General features: G+C 45.4%; 19 protein-coding genes. 5 read left to right on the top strand and 14 right to left on the bottom strand.

All coding sequences use genetic code 11. The features are described 5' to 3' along the window. Positions 1 to 251: 251 nt before the first annotated feature. The 6 genes from AC6I8U_RS07415 to AC6I8U_RS07390 form a co-directional block, all read right to left on the bottom strand. A complete protein-coding gene (locus AC6I8U_RS07415; protein WP_498018187.1) occupies positions 252 to 869 on the bottom strand; it encodes an FKBP-type peptidyl-prolyl cis-trans isomerase N-terminal domain-containing protein in 618 nt (205 codons plus the stop codon). Between the two features lie 148 nt (positions 870 to 1,017). Next, the gene (phaC, locus tag AC6I8U_RS07410) at positions 1,018 to 2,838 is read right to left on the bottom strand and encodes a class I poly(R)-hydroxyalkanoic acid synthase (RefSeq protein WP_234495915.1); all 1,821 of its coding nucleotides are present in this window, start codon (positions 2,836 to 2,838) and stop codon (positions 1,018 to 1,020) included. An 84-nt stretch (positions 2,839 to 2,922) separates the two neighbouring features. Further along, on the bottom strand, positions 2,923 to 3,270 hold the full coding sequence (locus AC6I8U_RS07405) for a phasin family protein (RefSeq protein WP_042472759.1): 348 nt from the start codon (positions 3,268 to 3,270) through the stop codon (positions 2,923 to 2,925). 78 nt (positions 3,271 to 3,348) lie between these two features. Beyond that, a complete protein-coding gene (locus AC6I8U_RS07400; protein ID WP_498018186.1) occupies positions 3,349 to 4,554 on the bottom strand; it encodes an acetyl-CoA C-acetyltransferase in 1,206 nt (401 codons plus the stop codon). A gap of 18 nt (positions 4,555 to 4,572) precedes the next feature. Then, the gene (locus AC6I8U_RS07395; protein ID WP_498018185.1) at positions 4,573 to 5,313 is read right to left on the bottom strand and encodes an SDR family oxidoreductase; all 741 of its coding nucleotides are present in this window, start codon (positions 5,311 to 5,313) and stop codon (positions 4,573 to 4,575) included. 657 nt (positions 5,314 to 5,970) lie between these two features. Beyond that, positions 5,971 to 6,729 (bottom strand): phytanoyl-CoA dioxygenase family protein, encoded by a 759-nt coding sequence (locus tag AC6I8U_RS07390; protein ID WP_498018184.1) that lies wholly within the window; start codon positions 6,727 to 6,729, stop codon positions 5,971 to 5,973. Positions 6,730 to 6,933: 204 nt separating this feature from the next. On the opposite strand from AC6I8U_RS07390, the gene AC6I8U_RS07385 reads away from it, so the two are divergent. After that, entirely contained in the window at positions 6,934 to 7,794 is an 861-nt protein-coding gene (locus tag AC6I8U_RS07385; protein WP_234495911.1) for a helix-turn-helix domain-containing protein, read from the top strand. Positions 7,795 to 7,796: 2 nt separating this feature from the next. Here AC6I8U_RS07385 and AC6I8U_RS07380 read toward each other — a convergent pair whose 3' ends face one another. The 7 genes from AC6I8U_RS07380 to AC6I8U_RS07350 form a co-directional block, all read right to left on the bottom strand. Further along, complete coding sequence (locus tag AC6I8U_RS07380) at positions 7,797 to 8,132, bottom strand: PTS fructose transporter subunit IIB (protein WP_234495910.1); 336 nt, start codon at positions 8,130 to 8,132, stop codon at positions 7,797 to 7,799. Between the two features lie 101 nt (positions 8,133 to 8,233). Continuing rightward, positions 8,234 to 8,911 carry a fructose-6-phosphate aldolase gene (locus AC6I8U_RS07375; protein ID WP_498018183.1) on the bottom strand — a complete coding sequence of 226 codons (678 nt, stop codon included), beginning with the start codon at positions 8,909 to 8,911 and terminating at the stop codon, positions 8,234 to 8,236. A 91-nt stretch (positions 8,912 to 9,002) separates the two neighbouring features. Then, a complete protein-coding gene (locus AC6I8U_RS07370; RefSeq protein WP_498018182.1) occupies positions 9,003 to 9,860 on the bottom strand; it encodes an SDR family oxidoreductase in 858 nt (285 codons plus the stop codon). A gap of 2 nt (positions 9,861 to 9,862) precedes the next feature. Continuing rightward, the gene (locus AC6I8U_RS07365; RefSeq protein ID WP_498018181.1) at positions 9,863 to 10,753 is read right to left on the bottom strand and encodes a [formate-C-acetyltransferase]-activating enzyme; all 891 of its coding nucleotides are present in this window, start codon (positions 10,751 to 10,753) and stop codon (positions 9,863 to 9,865) included. Then, complete coding sequence (locus AC6I8U_RS07360) at positions 10,743 to 13,043, bottom strand: formate C-acetyltransferase (protein WP_498018180.1); 2,301 nt, start codon at positions 13,041 to 13,043, stop codon at positions 10,743 to 10,745. Before AC6I8U_RS07360 ends, AC6I8U_RS07365 begins: the two co-directional genes overlap by 11 nt. Before the next feature lie 123 nt (positions 13,044 to 13,166). Beyond that, entirely contained in the window at positions 13,167 to 13,490 is a 324-nt protein-coding gene (locus tag AC6I8U_RS07355; protein ID WP_498018179.1) for a PTS fructose-like transporter subunit IIB, read from the bottom strand. A gap of 100 nt (positions 13,491 to 13,590) precedes the next feature. Then, a complete protein-coding gene (locus AC6I8U_RS07350; RefSeq protein ID WP_042472751.1) occupies positions 13,591 to 14,664 on the bottom strand; it encodes a PTS fructose transporter subunit EIIC in 1,074 nt (357 codons plus the stop codon). Between the two features lie 487 nt (positions 14,665 to 15,151). On the opposite strand from AC6I8U_RS07350, the gene ptsP reads away from it, so the two are divergent. From ptsP to AC6I8U_RS07330, 4 genes are all read left to right on the top strand, one after another. Further along, the gene (gene ptsP, locus AC6I8U_RS07345) at positions 15,152 to 17,653 is read left to right on the top strand and encodes a phosphoenolpyruvate--protein phosphotransferase (RefSeq protein WP_498018178.1); all 2,502 of its coding nucleotides are present in this window, start codon (positions 15,152 to 15,154) and stop codon (positions 17,651 to 17,653) included. A gap of 149 nt (positions 17,654 to 17,802) precedes the next feature. Next, positions 17,803 to 18,285 carry a heme-degrading domain-containing protein gene (locus AC6I8U_RS07340; RefSeq protein WP_498018177.1) on the top strand — a complete coding sequence of 161 codons (483 nt, stop codon included), beginning with the start codon at positions 17,803 to 17,805 and terminating at the stop codon, positions 18,283 to 18,285. An 11-nt stretch (positions 18,286 to 18,296) separates the two neighbouring features. Beyond that, positions 18,297 to 18,965, top strand: coding sequence for an HAD-IA family hydrolase (locus AC6I8U_RS07335; protein WP_498018176.1), 669 nt, complete (start codon positions 18,297 to 18,299; stop codon positions 18,963 to 18,965). Positions 18,966 to 19,319: 354 nt separating this feature from the next. After that, entirely contained in the window at positions 19,320 to 21,737 is a 2,418-nt protein-coding gene (locus AC6I8U_RS07330; RefSeq protein ID WP_498018175.1) for a hybrid sensor histidine kinase/response regulator, read from the top strand. A gap of 69 nt (positions 21,738 to 21,806) precedes the next feature. Here AC6I8U_RS07330 and AC6I8U_RS07325 read toward each other — a convergent pair whose 3' ends face one another. Continuing rightward, entirely contained in the window at positions 21,807 to 23,627 is a 1,821-nt protein-coding gene (locus AC6I8U_RS07325; protein WP_498018330.1) for a PhoX family protein, read from the bottom strand. Positions 23,628 to 23,808 lie beyond the last annotated feature (181 nt).

Here is a 23,808-nt window from a genome sequence, read left to right as displayed (position 1 = left end):
TTTCCCGATCCCGTGGCGTGACAGAGATCACCCCAAATGTTATTAAAACACTGTTCATAAAAACAAATCAGCCACATAAACGACACATAAAAGCACAAATATAAACTTTAGGCGATTTATTGAGCATTATATTCTTTTAAGCTTCAGATAAGTTTTATTAATGGCTGTTCTCAACATCCAAATACGATATCACCCAAACCAAAAAGACCAGCATTAAATGCTGGTCTTTTTGGTATATTGGAAATTTACGACTACTTGGATTCAACGGCTTCCAGCTTGAGGTCAAAGATCACCGCAGTTTCTGCTGGAACGGTAGGGTGAGCGTCTTCTTTGTAAGCAAGATGTGCAGGGACGTATAAACGCCACGTGGCTCCGATTGGCATTTCTTTAAGAGCCACTAACCATGAAACAGGAGCTTGGTGCAAAGTTACTCGCATCGGTTCAGGTAAGTGGGCCGAACCATCCACTTGCTGACCATTCAACAGCCATGTTTTATGACGCACAACAAACTGGCTATTGGCATCCGATTCGCTCTCGCCCTCTCCGGCATGAATAATCTCATATTGGATACCAGAGCTATGAATATTCACTTCCTCTCGAGCGCCGTTTCGCTCAAAAAATGTCGCTTCGAACTGTTGCTTCTGCTCGAGATGCTCTGCTTGCGCTCGCTTGCGCTGCTCTTCCATCTCTTTCTTAAGTTCTTCAGCTTCACTTGGGTCAAAAGGCCATGGTTTTTGCATAAACGCTTCCATGATCGCCTCTTGAATAATCTTGATGTTCATTTTTGGAAATGACTTTTGTGCCAACTCTTTAGCGATTTCTCGCCCGTAGATGTAGCTGACTTTTTGTTCTAGTGTTTCAATTTCCATAACAACCTCTTGGATTCTAGCTATGGATTCATCATACGTATCATTAGAGAAAAAAAAAGTATGTTACGGATACTCGAAGTGCGTTGATACTTCGGCTAAAAGTGTGGATGGTTGATAAAAAGGGCCAATGAATGGCCCTTAAGAATATTTACGCTGATTCTTTGGATTCAGACTCTGGTTGAGGTGCGACGTCTATCGGTTCTATGACCGGCAGGGTCTGCAACACAAACTCCCCTGGTGCTTGAGACAGTACAGGGTAATCCTCATTTCCAACTGGGAACGGATCTACCTGTTCGTCTGCAATATATTGATGCAACCACTCGTTCCAATGCAGCCACCACGAACCTTTGTTGTGGTCTGCATTGTTAATCCACTCTTCAGCTGATTCATCGAGCGTTGAGTTAGTCCAGAAACCATATTTCTCTTTAGCAGGATGATTAACGATACCTGCAATGTGACCCGACTCACCAAGAACGAAGGTCTTATTACCGCCCATCTTCAATGCGCCACGGTAAGTGCCTTGCCAAAGTGCAATATGATCTTCTTTAGTAGAGATAAAGTAGCTTGGAATACGAATCTTATCGAGATCAATCCAAACACCACCAATCTTAACGCCCTTATCCTGAACTAGCTTGTTCTCTAGATACAGTTGACGCAGTAAGAAGTTGTGTGTCGCTGCTGCAACGTTGGTGCTGTCACTGTTCCAGTAGAGTAAATCGAAGTCTACTGGGCTATTACCTTTGAGGTAGTTATCGATGTAGTAGTTCCAGTACAGGCTGTTCTCACGCAGGAGGCTGAATGTTACGCTCAGTGAGCGACCATCCATATAACCTAGCGAGTTGTTCTGAACCTCGATAGCTCGGATAATAGTGTCGTTAATATACGCCCCTACCTCACCCGGCTGACTAAAATCGAGCAGTGTAGTAAAGAAGGAAGCTGATACGATACGCTTCTTCATTCGCTTCGCCGCATAATACGCAACTGTCGAGGCGAGGACCGTACCACCAATACAGTAGCCTGCTGCGTTAATCTGATCTTTGCCAGTAATAGACTCGATCGCCGCAACCGCTTTAACAACGCCTTCAGTAACATAGTCGCCAAACTCTACTTTAGCTTGAGATGGCCCCGGGTTGCGCCAAGACATCATGAACACTGAGTGTCCTTGCTCGAGCAGCCACTTAACCATTGAGTTTTTCTCTCTCAGGTCAAGGATGTAATACTTATTGATAAATGGCGGGACGATAAGTAATGGTGTAGCGTTGACCTTTTCTGTCACAGGTCGATATTGAATCAGCTCGAATAACTCATTCTTAAACACAACATCGCCAGGAGTGTTAGCGACATGCTCACCAATTTGGAACGCTTCGGTATTGGTCATACGGATTTTTAATACATCCGCACTTGCTTCCATGTCTTCTTGGAACTGCTGCAATCCGGCAAGCAAGTTTTCACCATTTTGCTCTAGTGTCAGCTTTAGCAGCTCAGGGTTGGTGGCAATGAAATTGGTTGGAGATAGCGCATTTAGCGTCTGGCGAGAAAAGAAGGTCAATCGTTCTTTGATTTTTTCATCGACACCCTCAACGGAATTGATCGTGTCTAGATAGGTTTTACTGAACAGCACATACGACTGCTTAATAAAGTTGTAAAACGCTTCTTCTTTCCATGCATCGTCTTCAAAGCGACGGTCGCCTTTCTCAACGTCGACAACTTGTTCATTGCTCGCTTGCAAAGCAACACGTTGCCAAATTTCTAGTTGTTGCATCCACCACTTAGTTTGCATATCTAACATAGCGGCGGGTTGCTTGGATGCCTTGTCCATAAACTCTGCAGTATCCTCAGCATTGAGTTCCTGCATCGCTTTTGTCAGTGGGCTATTTACGGCTGCCTTGCCTTGCTCGAAGTCTTTCCACCATTGCTGGTTGCTCTCCTGCAGTTTCACAAGGTAGTCCGAAAAGAAGTTTTGGAACATAGCTAAAACCCTTTTCTTGGAAACAAAAAAAGGTTGCGGGAACGAGTGCCCCCGCAACCCTCTATATATAAAGTATTGCCGAAGTTAAGCAGGTGTACTTGCTTTAACAGCTTCAGTAGTGATCGCTTCTAGGTCTTCTTTGAACTCTTTCGCTACTTGCTGAAGCTTATTGCTATCATCCATCATCTGTTGAGACAGACGAGATAGCGTATTCAGCTGTTGGCTATTGAAAACCGCTAGAGAAGAAACATCTTTGATCTCTGTTGCCGCTTTCATTTGATTTACACCAAGCTCGCTGTATGCGCGCATTGCGTTAAGTTGAAGATCTGTCAACGTCTCTACGTTCTTTGTCATCAGTTTGTTGAACTTAGTGTATGGTTCAAACGTTTTTTCAGACTGCTCGTTGATCACTTTGAAAATATCCGTGTACATAATCATTTCTCCTAAGAAATAAACATTCCAGTTTCTAACTAAAATCTATCCCAGTTACTTGGGCTTCCGACAACTCAATTAACAGCGCTTAACAACGACTGCAGTTCCCATGCCACCACCGACACACAGTGAGGCGACACCTAGGTCTTTCTTCTCTCGAAGCATTTCGTGAATCAGGGTAACGATGATTCGGTTACCTGATGCACCTAGAGGATGACCCAGAGCAATAGCACCACCATTAGGGTTAGCTTTTTGCAGAATTGACTCTGCAGATACGCCATGCTCAGAGGCTAAATTACGAATTACACCAAGGGCTTGCGCAGCAAACGCTTCGTTTAACTCAAATACATTCACATCAGAAATCGCGACTTCAGCTTTAGATAAAGCATTAGTGACAGCTTGAACAGGACCAAGACCCATGATTTGAGGATCAAGACCAGTCTGAGCACTCGCCACCAGCTCACAAAGTGGCGTTAAGCCGAGTCGAGTAACGGCTGATTCAGAGGCAACAATCAAAGCACTTGCACCATCATTGATCCCAGATGCATTACCAGCGGTCACACTACCTTCTCGGTCAAATGCTGGGCGCAGCTTCGCTAAACCTTCCATTGTTGCATCCACTTTTGGATACTCATCAGTCGCAAACTCAACAACATTACGACGAACCTTGACTTCAACAGGAACGATTTCTTCTTTGAACTTACCTGCTTCAATCGCAGCAACTGCTTTTTGTTGGCTGCTTAAGGCATAAGCATCCTGGTCATCGCGAGAGATATCGACTTGTTTAGCAATATTCTCTGCGGTCACACCCATATGGTAAGCATTAAATACATCGGTCAAACCATCAGCGACTAATAAGTCTTTCGCGGTCATGTCACCCATTTTATGTCCACTACGTGCTGTAGCTGGCATTGCGAATGGAATTTGCGACATGACTTCAACACCTGCAGCAACGACTATTTCTGCTTCGCCTGCCTTAATATGTGACGCGGCATCCATTAATGTTTTCATACCACTACCACACACCATATTGAGTGTATAGGCTGGGACTTCTGCAGGGATACCCGCTTTAATTGAAGCTTGACGACCGATGCCCATGCCTTGATTTGCACTGACAACATTACCAACAATAACTTCATCAATATCTTCAACTGAAATAGGTGTTGAATCTAACGCGCCTTTAATTGCTGTGGCAGCTAAGTCACCTGCCGAAATATTTTTAAGGGTACCACCAAAACTACCAATTGCAGTTCGCTTCGCTGCAACAATAAATACTTTTCCCATCGTTATCCCTTTAAGCTGTTAAGCCATGTATAAGCCGCCGTTAATAGCGATCGTTTCGCCTGTAATATATCCCGCCTCTTCACTCGCTAAGAAAGCAACCGACGATGCAATCTCTTCTGGTTTAGCTAAACGTTTCAGTGGAATTGTGCTTTTGATTGAGTCCAATACATCTTCACGCATTGCTTCAACCATTGGCGTACCTGTATAGCCAGGAGCAACTACGTTAGCCGTAACCCCAGCTCGCGCGCCTTCTGCTGCCAACGCTTTAGTGAATCCAATCATGCCTGCTTTTGCTGCAGCGTAGTTGGTTTGACCAAACTGACCTTTCTGGCCATTGACTGATGAGATATTGATGACGCGGCCATTGCCTTTTTCACACATTGCCGCGAAGAGAGGTTGTGTCACGTTGAACACACTATTTAGGTTGGTATTAATAACATCGAACCAGTTGTTCGATGACATTTTCTTAAATTGGCCGTCTCGAGTAATTCCGGCATTGTTTACCACTAGGTCAAACGTACCTTCCTCTTGCTGTAATAAACCTAGCTTTTCTCTGCACTCTTCAGTATCAGTAACATCAAGTTCAAATAGACGAACCTGATCTTCGGTGAAGCCCTTTTCATCAAACCAACGTTTAGCACACTCGTAATTACCTGTGCTGTACGTAGCGATTAGACGATAGTTTTCCTCAACGAGTTTAGTAGAGATAGCAGATCCAATTCCACCTTTCGATCCTGTGATTATTGCGAGCTTTTTCATTGGTGACTCCATTCCTAGCAACTAGCTTTATTAGCTATTTTATTAAAATTAAAACTTGACGACCTAGTGCGCTTCTATCCGTAGCTGACTCTTATTATTGAAATTACACAGCTTTTGTTACGCTTTAAGTTTTAAATACAAATTTAAAGGAATCTTAATATTTGACCATCGAATATTTCAGAAAGGCGTTATAATGTTGATCACTATCACAAAGTGGTATGTAATCATGCTTATTGACTTATTTTTGCAAAAAACCTCCACAACAAACCTGTAACTAACTGAATATTTTATATTAATCCGATAAATAATAGATTTGTTATTAATTCAACACTTATTTACGCGCACTATTTAGGTGCAACACAATAGGAAATAAGGGGTTACAATTACACATATGTCCGGAACTAAATGATATATATATCGTATTAACTTGCTGAAATTACTCAATATTAAAATAGTGCAAGACACCTATTATCTAACACAATAATAACAACGATCAACACAAGCAAAACAACCTCCCTATAATGAGTCAAGGCACGACTCATCATAGGGATTTGCAGAATAACGTGAGCAGATTCACCTACAAAAGACAAGGTGATGTGAAGGGAAAACTCTTGAGAATAGTCGCAATTTTCAATATGGTACAGTTTTCGGTTAAAACTATACCCCAAGCAACTTTCTCTGAGCTTGATTTAATCTAAGTGCTGTTTCTGGGCGTAACCACTTTTTCTGATCTTGTTGTTGTACACCATCCGCTGAAACATACAAGCCATGCAAAACACGTCGGCGAGAGCCGATGTAATTGATGGTACCTCCATGCCATGTGTGGGCATTGAATATCATAATGCTACCGGCTGGGCATTCTAAATACACCTCTTGGGGATGTGTAGCCTCGGTGTCTTCTAACACATCCTCAGGCAACTCGGGTCTTAGGTGCGTGCCAGGAATGATTCTAGGTGCACCATTCTCTTTACACAGTTCATCCAGTGCCCAAATCGAGTTTACCAAATGGACTTTTGGAAAATCAGGTCTTGGCTTTTTCCAGTCTCCGTGGAGTGGCTGCATACCACCGCCTGGATGAGCCTCTCTCCCATTTAGGCTAGAGACCTTGAACTCGCCTTTGAAAATATGTTGGCACGCATCGAGTACCAATGGATGAGACCACACTTTCTCCCATACCGTGCCTTTATTAATCAGGTTCGCGATACGTGTAACTGTCTCTTCTTGGTGATGCTCAATCGCGAGCTGGTCACCCTCTTTTTTAACGAGTTGGTCGAACTTATCTCTAAGCTCTTGCAACCACTCTGGGTCAATGACATCTGGGATAATCGTAAAACCGTGAGTGTCTAATTCATCGTATTGGCGCGGCGTTAATCCATCGAGGGAGTAGAGCCCTGTCAGTGTTGTTTCGTGACTCATTTTATTATCCTTATTGGCTGACTTTTCACCTCTCAATTTACTGCTCTTTTCGTCTAAATCCTGTAGGGAAAATCTACGATAAACTGGACATTTGTTAGATCGTTATCTAAATGTGAACCACCTCAAACCGCTTGAAATATCAAGTGACGTATAATGCCAACTCGAATCAATACATCACTATTTTCTAGAAGAATGTTATAAAACATGTTAGACAGAACATACCTTATTGAAGCGCTTCACCACTATGCTACGCAAACCGCAGAAATACATTCCCTGCAGTTCGCGGGCAACCTGCCAAGTCCACCTCCCCTTGCCTACCAGGTTCATTTCCCACGCATTGAAATGGTACTTATTGGAGAGTTGGAAATGGACGTAGGTAATAACATAGGAACGGATACTGGTGTCGTATTAAAGCAAGGAGATGTTCTTTACCTACCCGCGGAGAGCTGGAACAAACCTAATTGGGATAAACCCGTTGTCACTATGACCATATTGGTTGGTAAACAAAGCTTTGGCATGAGCTTGCTCAGTTGGGATGGAGAAAAGTTTGATTCTGCCATCAAAGAAAATGTCGCCAGACGTGGGCCGAGAACTGGCTCATTTATTTTGCAAGCGATCGAAGAGCTAGCATGGCACTCACAAGATCAAAATACGCTGAGATTACTCGCGAGTAGCTTGTTTAGTCATATCCATGACCTGATTCATAACCCACCAGAAACACCATCTAAGAGTAAAGCCCTGTTCGATGCGGTTAGGGATTACTTAGAGCAGAACTACCACGAGCCACTAACTCGCGAATCGGTCGCTAAACACTTTTATGTTTCACCGAACTACTTGTCTCAGCTTTTTCATAAAGAAGGCAACGTTAAATTTAATGAGTATCTGACTAGAATTCGATTGGAAAGAGCAAAATATCTATTAAAACAATACGATACGAAAGTTAAGGAAGTCGCACATCGCTGCGGATTCAATGATAGTAATTACTTTTGCCGTGTGTTCAAACAGCAAACAGACCGTTCCCCTTCACAGTATCGAGCACACTACCAAAGCGGAACGGTAGAGTAGATTTATACGTTGATAACGGTTCCTGCTGGAGCGCGTTTCGCGCGCTCGATTGCACTCATCGCCAGTTCTGGATTACGCAAAAAGTCTGAAATCGACATTTTAATTAGCCGCGACTGCGCGAACCGCTCCACACCCTCAATGTTGATATCCGCAATAATGAAGGCAACGTCCGCTTCGTCTATGGATGCTTGATCAATAGCGTTCTCTGACCCCAGAGCACCTTGAGTCTCAACCTGAATCTTATAACCAGCTTTCTTAGCAGACTTCTCTAATAATTCTGCGGCCATATAGGTGTGCGCAACACCGCTAATACACGCCGTAACTCCAACTAACTTCATTCTTATCCTAAGATCTTTCTATAGCAAAAAGCCTAGTGAGTATAATCTCACTAGGCATCCCTGTCTTTGTCTATTCTATGTAAACTTGTTCCTAATCATGATCATAGTAAATCAAGAACCGTTTTGCCCTCACCATACGCTTGATTCCAATCGCTCATAAAGCCTGCGACACCGGAATCAGTCAGCGGATGAACCAGCAACTGGTCAAATACATCCGGTGCGATTGTGACCGATTGCACCCCTGCTTTGGCAACTTCATGGACTTGTTGGACGTTCTTAAACGACGCGGCGAGTACCTTCGCATCCAGCTGATAGACATCGATAAGATTTGCCATCTCGGCGGCAACTTGAGTACCATCACCACAGATGTTATCCAGTCGATTCACATACGGTGCTAAAAACTCAGCTCCAGCCATCGCAGCCATCAAGGCTTGTTGTGGCGTTAAAATCGCAGTCGCCGTAATTCGGATACCTTCGGCACTGATAAGCTTCATAGCTTTGATACCTTGAGGCGTCACGGGTACCTTAACGATAATTTCTGAATCAAGCTTACGCAACGCTTTCGCTTCTTCCAACATGACATCCGCTTTATCGCTAACAACTTGTGCATGTAACATGCGATCTGGACCAATAATTTCACGGATATCTAAAATGATATCGCGTAAAGGACGATTCTCTTTAGCTATGATGGTCGGGTTGGTTGTGACACCGACTATTGGGTACAAGTCTACCGCTTTTTTAATTGCATCTAGGTTGGCGGTATCAAGCATATAAATCATGGGTACATCTCCAATGGTAATATGGGTCGCTACTGTGTGGCCTATTTTCAAAGACTGGTTCTTTAAAGACCGTTTTTTAAAAGACAAATGTTTAGTAGCCGAATTCTTTCAAACACTTAGTGATCGCTTGTTTGCTCTCAGTAAACTGAATGCCCTGAGCAGCAAGCTTGCTGGTATCAAGTCTCACATCACGTATCTTTGGTGCGTCACTTTGCACCAGAACCTCTTGGATGCGTTCTCCGAGCTTAAGCTCAGTTAAAATATGTTGTGCTATCTCATAGCGGCTTGCGTCGTTGTGCGCGCCAGTGTGGTAAGTTCCATAAGGAATTTCGAATATTTTTGGAAACTGCTCAATAAGCTCATGAACATACGTTAAGCCACGGAACTCATTGCCTCGTTCGTGCATGGTCTCGCCGTTAAATAACGCTTGAGCCGCATTCCAAACCACATTCGGATTGATCGTTGTATTGCGCTCAGGAAGACCAAACAACCAGGTGAATCTCAGTACCCACATTTCAGGCAAAATCGTCGCTAACTCACGCTCGGCCTCCAGTTTATTTTGACCGTAGACCGTATCCGGTACAGGTGTTGATTCTTCTGTGTATGGTCCTTCTTCTGGATTGCCATTGAACACTTGCTCAGTGGATATAAACACCAGCTTCGCCCCCACATCTTTACAAGCTTTAGCGACATTAATCGCTCCTTGAACGTTCACTTTATGCGCCACATCTGGATGCTTGTTGCAAAAATCAGTGACGGCGATAGCAGCGGCATGGATGACAAAATCAGGCTTGAACTCACCTAAGATGCGGTTCACTGCATCAGCGTCCGTGATGTCTAATTGGGCAACGTCAGTGCCTCGAACCTCGAACTCACCTTGATATCGGTTAATAAATCGCGTTCCGAAGAAACCACCCGCACCAGTAATTAAAATTCGCTTCTTGCTCATGTCTAGCCTCCTATGACTACTTTGTATCCATGTGCTTCGACATGGCGCTGAATAGCATCAACTTCTTGTTTTGTAGGTACCGGGGTATCCTTCATCGAATACGTCATCCCTAGTGTTTCGTATTTGCTGGAACCAAATTGATGGAACGGCAGCAGGTGTAATTCTTCTAACGAATAAGGTGCTAAAAAATGAAGCACCTTATCGACATTGATCAGGTCGAGTGTGTAGCCTGGAATCAACGGCAACCTTGGGATCAACTTACAAGGTGCCAACTTTAGCGCATCAAAACTCTTAAGCACTTTATCCAAGTTAATACCAATGACGTCTTTGGCTTGCTCTCTGTTCATCATTTTGAAATCAAATAAAATCTCGTCACAGTATTTCGCCATCTCAACAAGGTGGTTGCTGTTCCCATGCCCAGAGGTCTCGATCGCCGTTTTGTAACCAAGCTTTTTGAGTTGTTTAAGGAGTTCAATACAGAACTTACCGTGAACCAAAACCTCGCCACCGGATAATGTCACCCCGCCTCCAGAGGTTTGATAAAACACATCGTCCTTGGCGATTTCTGCAATTAGCTCTTCAACCGTGACGTCATAACCGACTTGTTCAAAAGCACCGCTAGGACATTCGTCAACATCCTGTTCACACACATCACAGTGAAGACATTTTGACTCCCTACGAATGTTTACTTGTTCAATAGAGCGAGATTCGGGGTTCGCACACCACGGGCACTTCAATGGACACCCTTTAAAAAACACGACAGTACGTATCCCCTCACCATCATTGAGCGAGTAGCGTTGAATATTGAACACTCGAGCGGTTGGTGAAGGAGAGCCCCGCTCTCCTTTATGTTCTCCGCAGCGTGAACCGCTAGTGTTACACTCACAGCTCATGGGCAGTTCTTCGAATGATGTCGTCTTGAATCTCTTTAGACAGTTCGACGAAAAACGCACTGTAACCCGCTACTCGAACAACCAACCCAGCATAGTCCTCTGGTTTTTCCTGTGCTTTGCGAAGGGTTTCTGCATTAAGCACGTTAAACTGGATGTGCTGCAGTTTGAGCTTCATAAAAGCACGCAAAAAGTCGCCCAGTTTAGTAATGCCTTGTTCGCCCTCAAGCGTTGAAGGGGTAAACTTCACATTCAACAAACTGCCATTCGAAAGCAAATAATTATCCAGTTTGCTGACTGACTTAAGCACGGCGGTTGGGCCCTGTTGATCTTTACCTAACATCGGCGAGAGACCACCATCAGCCAACTGCTCACCTGCCAGACGACCATCAGGCGTTGCACCAACGACTGCGCCGAGTGGCACGTGTGCTGACACTGTGTAAGAGCCTGGTGTAAAGTAGCCACCACGAGGGTTTTCGTAAGTCTCGACTTCTTTGCAGAACAAACGAAGTAAGTCTGCCCCCATAGCATCGACCTCATCGATATCGTTGCCATACTTCTCGTATCTGTTCATCAAGCGAGCTCTAACGCGCTCACCTTCTTTGCCTTCGAAGTTAGATTCCAACACCTCTATAAACTCGGCAAAGCTCATGCGCTTCTCTTCAAACACGAAACGTTTGAGCGCCATAAGAGAGTCAGACAGGTTGGCAATACCAATGCCTTGCACACCAGAGAAGTTATAGCGTCCACCACCGTAAGTGATGTCTTTGCCATTCTCGATGCAATCATTGATGAACGAAGATAGAAGCGGTACCGGAGCCCAATCACGATGACCCACATCGCAAATATTCGAGCCTTCGACCATTAACTTAACGTAGTCACAGATATCACTGCGGATCTCAGACATTAAGGCGTCAAACGAGACTTCTTGATTGTCTTTATTGCGTTTTAGAACCAGCTCCATCACTTTGAGCAGGTTAAACATCGCAATATCGTGCAATCCATAGGTTTTGCCTGGAATAGACAATTCGACGCAGCCGACAACGGAGTAATCACGAGCATCTTCTAACGACACGCCACGGTTTAGAAACGCCGGCACCACGACTTCATCGTTGAAGATCTGTGGGATACCTGTTCCGAGGCGAATCGTCTCTGCGGTTTTATTCAAGAACGCTCTATCGATAAACTCATTCACGCGCACACCAAGGTTAGGCTGCGGCAGTTGAACGCTTTGATACGCATCCAAACAGAGGGAAGACAAGGTGTTCACCGCGCTGCGCCCATTCTCGGTCAAGCCGCCAAGCAAAATGGTGTATCCCGTTGGGAAGCCCGCAAAGAACTTAGCACTACTAGATGAGCGCAGCAGAACGATGTCATTGGTCTTAACCCACAAACTCTCGAGTAGTTCTTGTAACAATGCAGGTGATTCACCTTGTCCAATAGACGCTTGGTAGAACGGCATCATGTATTGATCAAAGCGACCCAGTGAAAGCGAGCTCGCATTAGATTCATATTGCAAAATAATGTTCATGTACCAGAACAGCTGGCACGCTTCATAGAAACCTTGCGGCTTTTGGGTCGCGATGTTTGCCGAAATGCTGGCAATACGGGTTAGTTCAGCGGCGCGTACTGGGCACTCACACTCTGCTGCCATTTGATTAGCAAGGGCCTCATATCGGCGAATGTGACGTGTGGACGCCTCTAAAAGAATCAGAACAGATTGATAAAACTCGTTGTCAGCATTGACCGTCGCCAGTGTCGACATTTCATCGGTTAACACACCAAGACCTTTTTCTAGCAATCGATCAAAATCGATGATGATGTGCCCCTGGCCTTTATCAGTCTGGTTCACACTAAAGACTTTCTCAGCCACAGCCTCTTTGACGTTGTCAGGGATCTGCCCATTGATGAAATCTTTCATCGAACGTTCAGACCAATAAGGTAACAACGTCTCCTTGTAGACCGCCTTATCATCCTCAGAGATAAAGAATTTATCCTGCGGACGTGACTCGAAAATATCGAGCTCTTTCTCAATCCAGTACGGGTCCATTTCTGGGGACACAATACCAGCGCGAGGTTTCACGGTTCGGTTACCCGCAATGAGCTCATCATCACGAATAGATATCGCGACATTGTCCATAACATGAGCGGTGGCCTTAGCACGGCGGATCAAGGTGTGCTCGCCTTCCGTTTGTTGATGACTCTCGGTATAGAGAAGAGCGCGCTCTAGGGAAATTTCTCGTTGGGCTTCAAACAGGGCAGACTTTAATCGAGTTATTCTTTCGGTGCTCACAATAGGCTCCATTATTTTTATATGTGGGTACTGATTGAGTTCATATCAGAGTCACCTCTGCTAACCTGGCAGAACAAGTGACTGTGGTATGAAGGCTCCTCCGAATGAAGGAGCCATATTTATTTATGCCGTCGCTTTCTCTAGATGCGCGGCAATCTTATCCATTACTGCTTCAGAGCGCTTAACTGCGTCGCTCACACCGATACGAACAATCGTCTTACCTTTGAATCGATCTTCGTTCTTGATACCAATGTCCTTAGTCAAGATAACGATGTCAGCGCCAGCAATGTCTTCTGCACTTAGCTCATTCTCGATACCGATAGAGCCTTGAGTTTCAACTTTACAGTCCCAGCCTTTTGCTTTTGCTGCTGCTTCAACCGCTTCTGCTGCCATGTAGGTATGTGCTACGCCAGATGGGCATGCTGTTACTGCTACGATACTAGTCATAATTCTCACCTTTTATTTTTAACGTTCTGTTTTTATTGGATATATCTTTCAATTTCTAAGAGTTAACCGTGATATCTCGAACTAACCGTGAAATCTCTAACTAACCGATAGTGATATCTAGGTCTAAATCATCGGATTCTTCTTTCTTTGGCTCTTCTACCTTACGACGTGCTTTTAGGAAGTTAACCATTAGTGCGGTAACAAGAGAGCCCACAGCGAGTGCAATCAGGAAGCCAAATCGTCCCTCAACCACTGGCAGTACAATCAAACCACCCCATGCTGCGAAACACTCAACACCCAAGACAGCTGCCGTTGCGGCGCCTGTTGCCGTACCGATCATGATTGACGGTAGAACACGCAGTGGGTCTGCAGCTGCGAAAGGAATCGCACCCTCAGTGATACCCATGGTGCCCATTAGAATTGATGCACGACCTGCTTCTTGTTCGTCAGAACCGTATAATTTTTTGTTTAGGAAAGTCGCAAGACCCATGCCTACTGATGGCGTAGCAACCGCTACTGCACTGATACCGGCAACGTTGTAGATACCTTCACCGACACAAAGAATGACGAATGCATAAGCCACTTTGTTGACCGGTCCACCCATATCGAAAGCAATCATTAGACCCATGATGATAGCGAGTACCACAATGCTTGAGTCTTGCATGCCTTTAAGGAAGCTAGTTAGACCTTCAGTTGCCGCACCAATTGGCTCACCGATACCCCATACAATGGCGCCTGCAGTGATAAACGTACCTATGATAGGAATGACAAAGATTGGCATGATAGAGCGAGCAAATGCAGGCACTTTGATCTTTTTGAGGTAGAAGACAACGATACCACCTAGGAGACCCGCGAAAATCGCGCCAAAGAAACCCGTGTTGTACATATTAGCGCCGATGAAAGCGGCAATAGCAGAAGGGGCTAGCGCCGAACGGTCTGCAATGGAGTAACCGATGTAAGCAGCAAGAATGGGAACCATAAGTTGGAAGCCAGCAACACCGATGAAGAACAGATCATGCAGCCAGGTTCCCTCTTCTGGTACTGCGCCCTCACCATAAAGCATGACCGAAGCCGCAAGTAAGATACCGCCCGCAACCACGAAAGGAATCATATGAGACACACCCGTCATTAGATGTTGTCTTGTGTTTTTAAGAATTGAGATTAAGTCATTCATTGACCTCTCCTTAGAGTACATAAGTATTAAAATTTTTTATTAAAGGAAGTACTTCTTTTATATTTATTGGCTCACGTTTTTGATTAAGCTTCAGAGAAACTCCATCTCTATCGCACAGGGTTATAATAGTGAGCATTTGTGCTATCCAGTTAGAGGACAAAACTGCTTTTTACTGGATATTTGTTAGGTGTGAGATGAATGTTGATCTTGAGCACACTTTGAGTAACAGCAAGATAGAGAGGACGCAAATCATTTATAAGGCATTGTTTTAGAGTGATTTTACGTAATATCAACCACTATTAACACAACGATCAACATGACAAAAGTCACAAGATTAACTGTATTTTTGAGCGCTATCACAGTTAATCTAGCATCTAACAAATATCCAGTTTTTAGCACTTTTATCCAATAGCCCCGATTTTTGGAACTGTTAAAGTTGTAGTCATAAACAACCAATAACAATTTCGAACCTAAGGAATGAGCCCCTATGAGAAGTTTTACGTTTTCTTGTGAATTGCCGAATGGTGTTCACGCGAGACCAGCGGGTCATGTAGAAACCCTTTGTAATCAGTATCAATCGAGCATTGAATGGCAGAATGAGCGTACCGGGCTTTCTGGAAATGCGAAAAGCGTTTTATCTCTTATCGGTACCGATACCCTGCTTGGCGACAAATGTGTGATCACTATTGAAGGTGAGGACGAAGAAACAGCATTAGAGGCACTACAAAGCTTTATTGCGAATGAGTTCCCGCACTGCGATGCGCCTCTAGAACAAACGCAGGCCGATGAAGAACAGCAACCACTGCCTCGTAACCTGGCAAACCTAACTTCAGGTGTGGTTAGAGCGACTTCCGTCAGTTCTGGTGTCGGACGCGGTGTGGTGGTAAAAGTTGGCGCAATCAATTTTGATCAGCTCCCTTACATGCCGGAAGCAAAGCCACTAACGCAAGAGCAATCAGCATTGAAATCAGGCGTTGCCCACTTGGCGAAGTCAATCGAGGTACAAGCGAAAACCTCGGTCGACACCGAAAGTGAAGTCCTCGCGGCGCACCTTTCTATTCTAAACGATGAAGAATTTTCCAAGCAGCTAAACACTAACCTAGTTGAAGGTCGAAGCAGCGCTCAGTCTGTTATTGCCACTGCCAAACACTACGCGGAACAATTGCAAAAATCATCAAGCCAGTATCTGCGCGAGCGCGAACTCGACATCCGCGACGTATGTTTCCAACTGCTACAAACTATCTATGGTGATGAGCACTACACCAGCCAACTTACACTGACTGAAGCCTCGATTTGCATGGCTGAAGACCTCACCCCTAGTCAGTTTTTAGAGCTAGACAAAGCGCTTCTAAAAGGTCTTGTTTTGACCCATGGCGGCAGCACCTCGCATACCGTTATTCTCGCTCGTTCGTTTGGCATTCCTACGGTTGTTGGCGTTAAAGATGGGGCATTGGATAGCAACATTGGCAGTGAGGTCTACCTAGACGCTAACCTTGGCGCCATTGTGACTGACTTAAGTGAGCCCGTTGTTCGCTATTACCAGCAAGAGCAGCGTGTCATAAACACGGTTCGAGAGCGACAAGCCGCATTTAAAGACACGCAAGGCATGACAGAAGATGGCAAAAAGCTTGAAGTGGCAGCCAACATCGCTCACTCAGTAGAAGCCAAATCTGCCTTTGAATCTGGTGCTGAAGCCATTGGCTTATTCCGTACAGAAATGCTGTACATGGACCGTAAGAGTGCGCCTAAAGAAGACGAGCTATACAACATCTTCTGCCAAGCACTTGATGCAGCAGCGGGTCGCGCTATCATCGTCCGCACTATTGATATCGGTGGTGACAAGCCCGTTGATTACCTCAACATCCCGAAAGAGAACAACCCATTCCTTGGCTACCGCGCGGTTCGAATCTACGAAGAATTTATTGAACTGTTCAAAACACAGCTAAGAGCGATTCTAAGAGCCTCTGCGCATGGTCCATTAAAAATCATGATCCCGATGATTTCATCAATGGAAGAGATCCTTTGGGTAAAAGACATTCTCGCAGAAGTTCGCCAAGACCTTCGCAAAGAGCAAGTGCCGTTTGATGAAAAAATCCCACTCGGCATCATGATGGAAGTGCCTTCTGTCGCGTTCATCATCGATCAATGCTGTGAAGAAGTCGACTTCTTCTCTATTGGCTCTAATGACCTAACCCAGTATCTGATGGCGGTGGATCGAGACAACGCTAAAGTCACCAAACACTACAACAGCTTAAACCCAGCTTTCCTAAGAACACTGGATCACGTGGTAAGCGAAGTACATCGCCATGGTAAGTGGGTTGGCCTTTGTGGAGAGCTAGGTGCGAAAGGCTCAGTGCTACCACTGTTGGTCGGTCTTGGTCTGGATGAAATTAGCATGAGTGCGCCAAGTATTGCTGCAACTAAAGAGCGTATCTCAAACCTAGAAAGTCGCGAATGCCGTCAGTTACTCAATAAAGCGATGCAATGCCGCACACCTCTTGAAGTAGAACACCTGCTTGCGCAGTTCCGAATGGCCCAAACTGAAGCGCCGCTTATTTCAGAGGATTGCATCAAGCTCGACTTAGACCTTCGCAGCAAAGAAGAAGTGATTAAAACACTGTCAGATAACCTCTTCCTTACAGGTCGTTGCCGTTATCCGAATAAACTGGCGGATGATTTGTGGGCGCGCGAAGATGTGTTCTCTACCGGGCTTGGGTTTGGTTTTGCGATTCCACATACCAAGAGTGAACACATCGAGCAGTCAGCGGTGAGCGTGTGTCGTCTCGCTAAGCCGATTCAATGGGGCGATGAAGAAGCACAATTCGTCATCATGCTCACGTTAAATAAGCACGCTGCTGGCGACCAGCATATGAAGATTTTCTCGAAGCTCGCACGCAAAATCATGCATGCCGACTTCCGTGATGCGCTCTTCAATGCCAAATCAAGCAGTGAGATTGAACAAAAACTGATGGCGGAGTTAGAACTCTAGTCCATCACTCCAAATGGAAGTAGGAAGGAATTAAAACCTTCTCACCTCGGGCTTGGACTGATGCTCTAGTTCGGTTCCAAGTTTTGGCGAAGTAACCTTGATTCGTGTCCAGTGTTACTTCGCCCTTTTTCGTTTATAAGGACCCGACAATGACAACCTCTACCTCATCTGAACTTCAAGATCTTTTAGCCTCATTAGTTTCTCAAGAAAAGGAACTGCAATTCCCCCACTTTAACAAAGAGACAGCTTGGCAGATTGGTACTGCACTTCGTGCTCTTGCGGTAGGTAAGCAAGCTAAAGTCGCTATCGACATCACAGTCGGCAATCAATGTCTATTTTACACTGCGTTAGATGGTGCGACTTTAGATAATCAAGAGTGGGTTCGACGCAAATCCAATGTGGTTCAGCGATTTCAGCGCAGCTCTTGGTATATGAAACATTACCTAGAGATGAAAGGTAAAACCATTGACCAAGCCTCTTTCGTCGATGCCAAGGATTACAGCCCTTTCGGCGGCTCATTCCCGATTCGTGTCATCAACACCGGTATGATTGGTACGATTACTGTTTCAGGTCTGCCTCAACACGAGGACCACCAGCTAATCGTGGATGTACTTTCTCAGTATTTAAAATAGGAACACTTATTGTGACTACGCTTTCTTTTAAAGGATTACTCTTCGACCTTGATGGTACCTTAGTCGACTCCATCCCCTGCGTTACTCGTGCATGGTCAAAATGGGCAGAGTCTAAAGGACTCGACCCAGACTACGTGATGTCTCGCATTCATGGCAGACCTGCTATTGACTCTATTGCTGAGCTCATGAACGCCCCGACAACCTCCGACGTAGTCAAAGCGGAGTTCGATTATCTCGAACACTATGAAGCAACCAACACTGAGGGCACTGTCGCGCTTGCAGGCGCTATCGAGCTTCTCAATGGATTGGAGGAGCTGAATATTCCGTGGGCGATTGTGACGTCAGGCACTTTGCCAGTTGCCACGGCGCGTATCAAAGCTGCAAATTTACCTAAGCCAAAAGTGCTGATCACACCTGAAGTTCTCTCTCAAGGTAAGCCACACCCTGAACCATACCTTCGCGGAGCTAATGAGCTCGGTCTTGAAGCCAAAGATTGTGTCTGTTTTGAAGATGCTGTCGCTGGGTTGAACTCGGGGATAGCAGCTGGCTGTATGACGGTGGCGGTGCTGAGCCATGCTAAGAGAGAAGAGCTGCCGAAGGCGGATGGGTATGTGGATGCGCCGATGGGTGTGGTGGTTCGTGGGGGCGATGGTGGGTTTGAGTTGGTGTTGCAACGGTAAGTTTTATAAACTCACTCACTTTCTAGTCCGGCGTGACCCCTCCCAACCTCCCCTTAGCAAGGGGAGGAGCCCCATGCTCGCTATCGCGCAGCCTACTTTTCATGACGACGCAACGACAGGTGCTTGCTTATCTTTCTCCCACTTACTGAGAGGGAAACTGGAGAAGCAAAGGCTCACTGTGCACCGCCTGTATAAATTAGGCGATGCGACGATAGGAGCTAGCCCGTAGTTCTCCGCCTATATAGGGGGAGCTAGAGGGGGTAAAGGCTCACATTACAATAATGTTTCATTTTGGTTACAGAGCTTTATGCGTTAAACTCGACACCATTAGCCGTAAAAACAGGATGTTGAGCTATGCCTCCGACCCAATCAAATACCTCTCGCTCAATTCAAAAGATACTCTTAATAGGCGCATGCACGATACTAGGCTTGCTCGCCGTATTCTTCTACACCGAGCGCACTGTAGATAGTACCAAACAGCAACTGATTGGGTTGCAAAAAGACATATTGGCGTCAGCGAACACTATGCTGATGATGCGACGTCATGAGAAAGACTTTATTGCTCGTGTCGACACCAAATATCTAGAAAGAATGGAAGACGAATACCTGAGCATATTGTCCCAAATAGGTCAGATTAATATTGGCGTCGCAACATCGGGCATTGAAATTGATTACGACGGTCAAACAGCCCTCTCTCGCGTAGACGACTACACACAGCGCTTTTTTAAACTCTCTGAACTGGTGCTATTAATTCATGGTGATAACCAGCAAGAAGGCTTGATTGAACACTTCAAAAACAAAGCACTGGCTTTTGAGCGTGCGCTTATCGACGCCAACTCAAGAAGCATGGATTTTGTCGCATTGTCGACAAAGGATCTTATGTACCAGTTCTTCTCAACCTTCGACCCAGAAATCCTACCAAGAATAGAACGTAATCTGTCTCAGCTAGAGCAAGAGATTACAGACCAACAACTCAGCTTTGAGATGTTTAGTCGTTTTCAAGAGTTTCGCTTGGCGTTTTATGGGCTTCAAGGCGCTTATGAGGAGTTTGGATACTCCCATAACCAAGGGGAGCTTGGTGAACTTCGAGCAACCATTCATCAACTTGAAGGTGCACTAAACACTCTATTCAATGAACTGCCGCCTCTCATCGCCCAGAAATTGAGTGACGTTGAGAACAATCGCGTTTTAGCAACCATTGCGTTCGTCGCTGCCGTGCTGCTCGTTCTGCTATACATCATTCGTCAGATATCTGCGCTTGAGAAACAGCTTATCAACGCGAGGGAACACGAAATCCAAGCCAATAGAGCGAAGAGTGCATTCCTTGCGAATATGTCCCACGAAATTCGCACACCGCTTAACGGTATCTTGGGCATGACAGAGATCCTCGGCGACACGCGTCTAACTGCGAGTCAAAAGGACCACCTTGCAACGATTAATGCCTCTTCCCAGACTTTGTTGATGCTCATTAATGACATTCTCGACCTATCAAAAATAGAATCGGGTCACCTTGAGATTTGCCCACATACGACTGCTATTAAAGAGACTATCTACGATACCGCAGCGTTAATCGCTCCAAAAGCTCAACAAAAGTCATTAGATATTCTGATTGAAATTGACCCCGATGTGCCTGATTACGTGCAAGCCGATGAGCAGAAGGTACGCCAGACACTTATGAACTTGGCGTCCAACGCTATTAAATTCACTGAGGCTGGTCATATTGCCTTTAAACTGAAAGCCAGTGATACAAACCAAGATACAGTCACTCTCGGTTTTGTGGTGGCAGATACTGGTATCGGCATTGACCAAGAAAAACAAAAGCGCGTGTTTGAGGAGTTTAAACAAGAGAATTCCGATACCTCCAAGGATTATGGAGGCACTGGCCTGGGACTTGCTATCTGTTCAAAGATGGTAGAAATGATGGGCGGCAAAATAACGCTGGCTTCAGCTAAAGGAAAAGGATCGACATTTAGCTTCGAGCTCACTTTTGAGCGCGATAGCCATTCGGTTAAAAATGAAATCAATAAATCTATCTGCTACGTCACTCACTCCCCTAACCCGCTTCTAATGGATGAGTTCAAGCGTTACAAGTTAGAGGTATTCACTCGACATGATGTCGATGAGAGCTTTAACGAGTTCAACGAAAATACGATTGTGGTTTTCGATGACGCAAGCATACTGCCATCACTCAAACGATGCGCTAACCATTTACCTCACGTGTTACTGCGAGACAACAAAACAGCACTCGATTGCAGCAATATCGATGTATCCGCTTTTATCACCAGTCCTTTGTTTGGTAATCGACTCATCAATACCCTGAGACAAAGTAACGTTGAGCAGAGCGAGCAACCTGCCGATATCAGAGTCGAAGATGACGTTGATCGCAAGCACTTTAAAATCCTCGTGGTCGAAGACAATAAAGTGAACCAGCAGATCGTGAGCTTAAACTTGAAAAAGCTCTCCATCGACTTTGTCATAGCCAACAATGGACAAGAAGCCGTCGACATCTATCAGCAGCAACATAGCTCCATTGGATTGGTGCTTATGGACTGCATGATGCCAGTTCTTGATGGATTTGAGGCGACCAAAGCAATCCGTGAGTTTGAAAAGTCGCAGGAGATAAAGCAGACCCACATCAACGCCTTAACAGCGTCTGTGCTCGATGACGATATTAAGAAATGTTATGACAGCGGTATGGATGACTACCTACCTAAACCCTTCAAGCGTGATATTTTGATGGAAAAGCTCGATGCTCGCTTTCAAAACGCGTGAATACTCGAGGCTCAGATAACAAAAGGGAGACCAAACGGTCTCCCTTTTCAGTTTTGGTGATTCAAGCTACTAAGCACCAATCACACCGCCATCTTTACGACTAATCATGATAACCGATGAGCGAGGCACCGCATCCCCCCCCTCAGGGAAGTGAGAAGGCGCTAGGTCTTCACCTGGGTGCTGAACGCCAACAAACATCGTTTTGTGGTCAGGCGAGAATGTCAGGCCAGTGATTTCACATGCGATAGGCCCTGTTAGGAATCGACGTATCTCTCCCGTCTCTGGGTCACTACACAGCATTTGGTTGTTACCCATACCAGCAAAATCGCCTTTGTTTGAGTATTTGCCATCGGTTTGAATCCACAAGCGACCTGCGGCATCAAAACCAATACCATCTGGGCTGTTGAACATATTGTCTTTATTGATGTTCTCAGTACCCGCCATCAAACCAGATTCATGCACCTCAGGGTTGCCTGCGATAACATAAATATCCCATTCGAAGGTGTCTGATGTGTGATTACCACTCGTTGGATTCCAACGAACGATATGCCCGTAAGGGTTTTTCTCACGTGGATTGACCGCGTTGATTGGTTGATTCTCTCTGACACCACGATACTTATTGTTTGTGAGTGTGCAGAATACCGATTTGTTGTCTGGATGCACTGCTACCCACTCAGGACGGTCCATGGTTGTCGCACCGACTTGAGTTGCCGCCATACGGGCAAAAATCATCACTGATGCCGCATCTGGGAAGCCATTTTCTGGCGTCAGACCATTCTTGCCCCAAGTGAGCTCAAGCCATTCACCTTTGCCTTTTAGCTCACCCTGTACTCCATCAAATTTGGCAACGTAAAGCGTGCCCTCTTCTAGGAGATCTCGGTTAGAGTCTGCACCCTCGACATACTTGTTCTTAGACACATATTTGTAGAGGTGCTCGCCACGCTCATCATCACCAAGATACACCACGACGTGACCATCACCATTGATAGTGAGTGCTGCATTTTCGTGCTTGAAGCGTCCAAGCGCACTGCGTTTTTTCGGGGTCGAGTTAGGGTTCATCGGATCGATTTCAACAACCCAACCGTGACGATGTGGTTCGTTCGGATCTTTCGCCATATCAAAACGAGCATCGTGCTTGTACCAGTCGTATCCGCGGTCCTTTTTATTTAGACCATAACGTGCGTAACTTTCTGGCAGTTCTGAACCAGAGGTATCGGCAAAGTAGCCGTTAAAGTTCTCTTCACAGGTAAGATATGTACCCCAGGGTGTCTGACCATTTGCACAGTTGTTAAAGGTACCGAGGATCTTACTACCAGACTTGTCAGCCGCTGTTTTTAGCAAATCATGACCAGCAGCAACTCCCGTCATTTCCATCTCAGTAAAAGCCGTAACGCGTCGATTGAGACGCCCATCTAGATTTACCTGCCATTGCCCAAAGTTCTTTTTCAATTCAACAACAGATACGCCATGCGCTGCTTGTGCTTTACGAACGTCATCTGCTGATATGTTTTTGCCTTGGTGCGTGTACAAGTATTCGTTGTTAGTGTATTCGTTGTTCACCACTAAGACAGCGCGATCATCTTCAATCAAGAAGAAAGTCATGCCGTCGTTGTTATCGCCAAACTGCATCTCTTGCGCTTTAGAATCGTTACTTTGACTAAACGCAGGCGCGCCTTTTTTGATTGCGTCGCCCCAAGAAATAAGCACGTCCGCCTGATAGCCATCTGGAACTTGAACAGTATCTGCCGTTGAAATAGGTATCGCATTGAAGCCCATCAAGTCAGATTTCGCCGCCTTTACGTTGGCTACCGCTTGACTGACCGGCGTCGCAGCAAAGAAGCCAACGGTCGCTGCCGCTCCCGTACCTTTCAGGAAACGACGACGTGACATCGCTGCGTCGACAAATTTGTTGAACTCTGGTTCGTGATCAAGTGGACGCTGATCATCGGTATTATTGAAATTGCTCACCTTGACTTCCTTTTATACTAAACTTCGCAATTGACACATTGCTTGTCATATTTCGCTCCTAATAATGAGGATGATATGTTACATATGTGTTGCATTTAGTTGG

The sequence above is a fragment of the Vibrio sp. KUL80 genome, assembly GCF_059725495.1.
Note: the sequence above shows the minus strand (reverse complement) of the source record. Positions and strands in the feature narration are given on the sequence as shown.

Coding starts and splice junctions, on each gene's coding strand:
- AC6I8U_RS07415 (WP_498018187.1), bottom strand. CDS start 869: ATGGAAATTGAAACACTAGAACAAAAAGTCAGCTACATCTACGGGCGA.
- phaC (WP_234495915.1), bottom strand. CDS start 2,838: ATGTTCCAAAACTTCTTTTCGGACTACCTTGTGAAACTGCAGGAGAGC.
- AC6I8U_RS07405 (WP_042472759.1), bottom strand. CDS start 3,270: ATGTACACGGATATTTTCAAAGTGATCAACGAGCAGTCTGAAAAAACG.
- AC6I8U_RS07400 (WP_498018186.1), bottom strand. CDS start 4,554: ATGGGAAAAGTATTTATTGTTGCAGCGAAGCGAACTGCAATTGGTAGT.
- AC6I8U_RS07395 (WP_498018185.1), bottom strand. CDS start 5,313: ATGAAAAAGCTCGCAATAATCACAGGATCGAAAGGTGGAATTGGATCT.
- AC6I8U_RS07390 (WP_498018184.1), bottom strand. CDS start 6,729: ATGAGTCACGAAACAACACTGACAGGGCTCTACTCCCTCGATGGATTA.
- AC6I8U_RS07385 (WP_234495911.1), top strand. CDS start 6,934: ATGTTAGACAGAACATACCTTATTGAAGCGCTTCACCACTATGCTACG.
- AC6I8U_RS07380 (WP_234495910.1), bottom strand. CDS start 8,132: ATGAAGTTAGTTGGAGTTACGGCGTGTATTAGCGGTGTTGCGCACACC.
- AC6I8U_RS07375 (WP_498018183.1), bottom strand. CDS start 8,911: ATGATTTATATGCTTGATACCGCCAACCTAGATGCAATTAAAAAAGCG.
- AC6I8U_RS07370 (WP_498018182.1), bottom strand. CDS start 9,860: ATGAGCAAGAAGCGAATTTTAATTACTGGTGCGGGTGGTTTCTTCGGA.
- AC6I8U_RS07365 (WP_498018181.1), bottom strand. CDS start 10,753: ATGAGCTGTGAGTGTAACACTAGCGGTTCACGCTGCGGAGAACATAAA.
- AC6I8U_RS07355 (WP_498018179.1), bottom strand. CDS start 13,490: ATGACTAGTATCGTAGCAGTAACAGCATGCCCATCTGGCGTAGCACAT.
- AC6I8U_RS07350 (WP_042472751.1), bottom strand. CDS start 14,664: ATGAATGACTTAATCTCAATTCTTAAAAACACAAGACAACATCTAATG.
- ptsP (WP_498018178.1), top strand. CDS start 15,152: ATGAGAAGTTTTACGTTTTCTTGTGAATTGCCGAATGGTGTTCACGCG.
- AC6I8U_RS07340 (WP_498018177.1), top strand. CDS start 17,803: ATGACAACCTCTACCTCATCTGAACTTCAAGATCTTTTAGCCTCATTA.
- AC6I8U_RS07330 (WP_498018175.1), top strand. CDS start 19,320: ATGCCTCCGACCCAATCAAATACCTCTCGCTCAATTCAAAAGATACTC.
- AC6I8U_RS07325 (WP_498018330.1), bottom strand. CDS start 23,627: ATGTCACGTCGTCGTTTCCTGAAAGGTACGGGAGCGGCAGCGACCGTT.